Origin of the sequence: Pantoea sp. Fr-CA_6 (assembly GCF_024520895.1) — a bacterium.
GTDB lineage: Bacteria > Pseudomonadota > Gammaproteobacteria > Enterobacterales > Enterobacteriaceae > Pantoea > Pantoea agglomerans.
The window spans coordinates 1-3,141 of the sequence record NZ_JALNPO010000028.1 but is presented as its reverse complement, the minus strand read 5'-3'; the positions used below and the strand labels follow the sequence as shown (position 1 = coordinate 3,141).

The window sequence follows — 3,141 nt, the reverse complement described above, 5'->3', positions numbered from 1 at the left end:
GAACCGCGCAGCGGCGCGAGGACCGCCAGCCCCTGCCCGGCACCAGACTGCGTTATCACCTGTCGCTTAACTGACTGACATTACCGCTGTGCGGGCCTTTTTTATGGGAAAGATGCTGATTTGCGAGGCGTCTTGCGTTAGCCGATGAGCAGCGCTTCCAGCTCGCCCAGCGATTTGACCTGCCAGGTGGGCTTAATATGTTCCGGCAATGGCCGGGTGCCATGATCGAGCCAGCAGGTTTTAATACCGGCATTCATGCCGCCCAGAATGTCTGACTCTGGCGTATCACCCACCATCAGCACCCGCTCACGATCCGGGTTGCCCATCAGATTCAGTGCGTAATCAAAAATCTCTGGCGCCGGTTTTGGCTGGCCGACCTGCTCGGAGATTACCAGCGCCGAGAAGTAATCGCGAAAACCGGTGCGCTCCAGACGCGTCTGCTGCAGCGCAGTAAAACCGTTGGTGATGATGCCCATTTTCACCCGGCCATGCAGCTGGTTCATCAGGCTGACCGCGCCCGGCAGCGGCGTACAGATCTCTCCCATTGCGCTGAGGAAGCCGCTGTTGAGGATCTCCGGCGCAACGCTGAGCTTTTCGCTCCAGTGGTTGAAACGCTGAGTCTGCAGCTGTAACGCGGAGATAGCACCGTTCTGATAATCGACCCACAGCGGCTTATTTATCGCCTGATAATCGCTGTAATCCTGGTCGGTGAACTGCACGTCATAACCGGCGAACAGGCGCTGCAAACCGGCATAGGCGTCGAAATGAAAAAGGGTATCGTCGGCATCAAACAGGATGCAATCCCAGTTATCAATCATTAAAGCTCCTTAACACCGCTACGGCGTCAGTGCCATGAGAATGGCATCTTCACGGCCGCTGGCGGTGGGATAATAGTTGGGGCGACGACTGACCTGATTGAATCCAAGCTGCTCATAGAGCGCGATGGCGGGCAGGTTCGAGGCGCGCACTTCCAGCCACAGCGTCAGTACGTCGCGTTTGATCAACTCATCGATCAAATGCTGCAACAGCTGGCGGCCCAATCCCCGGCGCTGAAAAGCGGGATCGACCGCGATGTTAAACAGCGAGGCTTCGTCCAGTACCACCTGCGTAATCGCAAAGGCGGCCATTTTGCCGTCAACGTCGAGACGTAAATTGATAAAGCGCTCGCCCTGATTGCTGGCAAACGTCTTTTCACTCCAGGGAAACGCGTGACTACGACACTCAATGGCGAAGGCCTGCGCCAGATCGTCAGGGGTGAGTAAAGAGATGGCTGTCATGGTTACACATCTGTTGCCAGAGCGCGCGTTTGGCGACGCCGCTGCTGATCAGTTCATTAAAAGAGGCGCTGGTTAATGCCACGCCATTGAAAGTCTGTTCGCTCTCTACGCCGAGCAGCCAGCCCGCGCAGTTTAGCGTTTCCGGCAGCATTTGCAGCTGATCCGGTGTCACGGTCATTACCTGAGCGGGTTGCAGATTGAGAGCATGCAGCACATCGCGCATCAGCGGTTCATGCAAACCGGGGGGCGCGTCAGCGACAATAATTAACTGCGTGTCCGGTGCCAGCGTGACGGCAATTTCGCCCTGAAGCACGCGCGGGCGGCGCAGTTGGTACTGCGTAATTCCCATTTGCTGTAAAAGCCAGTCGCGCCTGGACGTCATGGTGTTACCTGTTCTGCTGCCTGAATGCGACGCTATGCTAGCAAACCCATCGAACATGCGCCAACAAACCACTATAATCCCCGCTCAGATCTTACAGGAGCCCTACATGTCTGCTTTTACCCCGGCCAGCGAAGTCATTCTGCGCCACAGTGATGAATTTACCGCCCGCCATGTTTTATTTGCTGGCGATCTGCAGGATGACCTGCCCGCTCAGCTGGAAACCGCCTCGTCGCGCGTTCACACCCAGCAATATCATCACTGGCAAAACCTGAGCCGCCGTATGGGCGAGCAGGCGCGTTACGGAATGGTTGCGCAGGCCGAAGATGTGCAGGGCTGCGATACCCTGGTCTACTTCTGGACCAAGAATAAGCCGGAAGTGCAGTTCCAGCTGCAGAACCTGCTGTCGCTGCTGCCGGTGGGCTGCGACGTGTTCGTGGTCGGTGAAAACCGCAGCGGCGTGCGCAGCGCCGAAGGCATGATGGAGTCGTGGGTGAAGCTGGAGAAGATCGACAGCGCGCGTCGCTGTGGTCTCTACCACGGTCGCCTCGACAAACAGCCTGAATTCGATGCCAGCACCTTTGGTCACCAGTATCAGCTTGATGGTCTGACGATTCATACCCTGCCTGGCGTCTTCAGCCGTGACGGTCTGGATAGCGGCAGCGCACTGCTGCTGTCGACCTTTACCCCGCACACCAAAGGTAAAGTGCTGGATATGGGCTGTGGCGCGGGCGTGATTGCCGCCTCGCTGCCTGCCCGTTCGCCTAAAGTGCGTCTGTGGCTGTGTGACGTGCACGCAGCGGCGATTGAAGCGAGTAAAGCGACGCTGGCCGCCAATGGCATCGAGGGCGAAGTCTTCGCCAGCAACGTCTTCTCTGACGTGACCGGTCGTTTCGACATGATTATCTCTAATCCGCCCTTCCATGAAGGCACTCAGACCAGCCTCGACGCCGCACAGGCGCTGATTCGTGGTGCGGTGAAGCACCTGAATACCGGCGGCGAGTTGCGTATCGTTGCCAACACCTTCCTGCCCTACCCGCAGGCGCTGGATGAAGCCTTCGGCAGCCATGAAGTCATCGCGCAAACCGGCCGCTTTAAAGTTTACCGTGCCGTCTATGGTCGCGGTGCCAAAACGCGCTAAGGGTTTTTCCTGCCGTTAACTGCTTTGCCGGGCTGAAAACGTTGCTTTTTACAGCGATCGTTTCAGCCCGACGAAATAGTTGTTGACGCAAAGAGTAAAATCTCTAGAATGCGCCTCCGTGGTTGTAACATTCTCAAGGTGTTACGGGTATGCGAAGGTGGCGGAATTGGTAGACGCGCTAGCTTCAGGTGTTAGTGTCCTAACGGACGTGAGGGTTCAAGTCCCTCTCTTCGCACCAAAATCACAAGTTTCATATCGCGAGCACTGCGCGAAGGTGGCGGAATTGGTAGACGCGCTAGCTTCAGGTGTTAGTGTCTTAACGGACGTGAGGGTTCAAGTCCCTC

Annotated in this window: 4 protein-coding genes and 1 tRNA gene; 2 read left to right on the top strand and 3 right to left on the bottom strand. The window is 56.9% G+C overall.

From position 1 onward, the window contains the following. Positions 1-137: 137 nt before the first annotated feature. Genes yjjG through NR201_RS22420 form a run of 3 tightly spaced genes read right to left on the bottom strand, consistent with a single transcriptional unit; the run spans position 138 to position 1,659 of the window. Complete coding sequence (gene yjjG / locus NR201_RS22430) at positions 138-818, bottom strand: pyrimidine 5'-nucleotidase (protein WP_010671712.1); 681 nt, start codon at positions 816-818, stop codon at positions 138-140. Positions 819-836: 18 nt separating this feature from the next. Next, on the bottom strand, positions 837-1,277 hold the full coding sequence (gene rimI, locus NR201_RS22425) for a ribosomal protein S18-alanine N-acetyltransferase (RefSeq protein WP_010253603.1): 441 nt from the start codon (positions 1,275-1,277) through the stop codon (positions 837-839). Next, complete coding sequence (locus tag NR201_RS22420; RefSeq protein WP_022625367.1) at positions 1,249-1,659, bottom strand: DNA polymerase III subunit psi; 411 nt, start codon at positions 1,657-1,659, stop codon at positions 1,249-1,251. The genes rimI and NR201_RS22420 overlap by 29 nt, the downstream gene beginning before the upstream one ends. Before the next feature lie 106 nt (positions 1,660-1,765). Here NR201_RS22420 and rsmC point away from each other — a divergent pair, with 106 nt between their 5' ends. Continuing rightward, positions 1,766-2,797, top strand: coding sequence for a 16S rRNA (guanine(1207)-N(2))-methyltransferase RsmC (rsmC, locus tag NR201_RS22415; protein ID WP_010253598.1), 1,032 nt, complete (start codon positions 1,766-1,768; stop codon positions 2,795-2,797). Positions 2,798-2,948: 151 nt separating this feature from the next. After that, positions 2,949-3,035: transfer RNA gene (locus NR201_RS22410), tRNA-Leu, on the top strand. Positions 3,036-3,141 lie beyond the last annotated feature (106 nt).